1 protein-coding gene is annotated in these 1,155 nt (G+C 56.3%); it reads right to left on the minus strand.

Annotated features, from left to right (window positions below):
- A partial coding sequence (locus tag C814_RS21045) for an LPD28 domain-containing protein (RefSeq protein WP_016317478.1) occupies window positions 1-1,155 on the minus strand: 1,155 nt, incomplete at both ends.

Consider the following 1,155-nt stretch of genomic DNA (forward strand, 5'->3'; position numbering starts at 1 on the left):
GGCCTCCACCTCCTCAGTGCGCCGGTCCTTTTTATGGTCCTGCAAAAACCGCTGGGCGGTCTTTTCGCCGCCGTTAAAGTCCAGGCCGGATTCATCGGTCAGGGGGAGATACCCTTGCTCCGGCAGTTCCAGCGGCTTTGCGGTTATGACGGAACCGGCGTGGTTGACGATAACCCGTTCCTCGACCGCAACCGGCGCGCCGGGGTCATCATCGGAACCGCGCAGGTCATAACAAAACAGTCCGTCCGGCAGATCGTCTGCGGCAATCCGCTCATTGGAGAACAGGGCTGGCTGTCCAAACAGCTCCACTTCCTGATACAAGGGCGCGTCCGGGTTGTCCGGCACATCAAAGTTGTGCAGCTTGCTGTGGGCGATCTCATGGACAGCGGCGGAAACCGTCTGCACCTCGCTCATGCCCTGGCGGATGGCGATGCGCTGCTCAATGGAAGAAAAATACCCATCCGTATCAGCGTCCATTTCCTCAAACGCAAGGGGAACCGGGGCGGAGCGTTTCAGCGCCTCCATAAACGCCTCAAAGTGCCGGACATTCCCGAACAGGTCCGCCGCCAGGGAGGGCAGGGGCTTTCCGTCCGTCTGGCTCACATCAAACACCTTCACCGGACGGAACAGCGGGATTTCCACCTCTTTTTCCTCCATGACCACCCTGCCGTTTGCGTCCAGCATTGGCGCGTGGGTGTCCGGGTCCAGCTTCTGCTCCTCGATTTTCTTCTTATAGGGGGTGGGCGCAATGATGGTAATGCCGCGCTCGCCCTTCTTCACATGGCGCTCAAACTGATTCTTCCACTTGTTATAGCCAGCCACAAGGGTCGCGTCCGGCTTCTGCATATAGATCAGCATGGTATTATTGACCGAGTAGCGGTGGAACCGGGACATCACCGACAGATAGCGCATATACTTTTCGCTCTCAAACAGTTCCTTGATGTTCTGCTCAATGCCCTCGGTGATTTCCCGCAATCGCTCCCGGTTGGTGGGTTTCTCTGCCATTTCCTTGTTTCTCCTTTCCAAATCCATGATTTTTGTTAGGTGTTCTGCAATCCATGTTTTTTGTTCCTCTCTGCCATCCTCCATCAGAAAGTCCAGAAGATACTCCACATAGTCCTTTTGGTGCAGCGCCTCCACAAAAAGGGGGTGCGG

It is taken from the genome of Anaerotruncus sp. G3(2012), from assembly GCF_000403395.2.
Classification (GTDB): Bacteria; Bacillota; Clostridia; order Oscillospirales; family Ruminococcaceae; genus Anaerotruncus.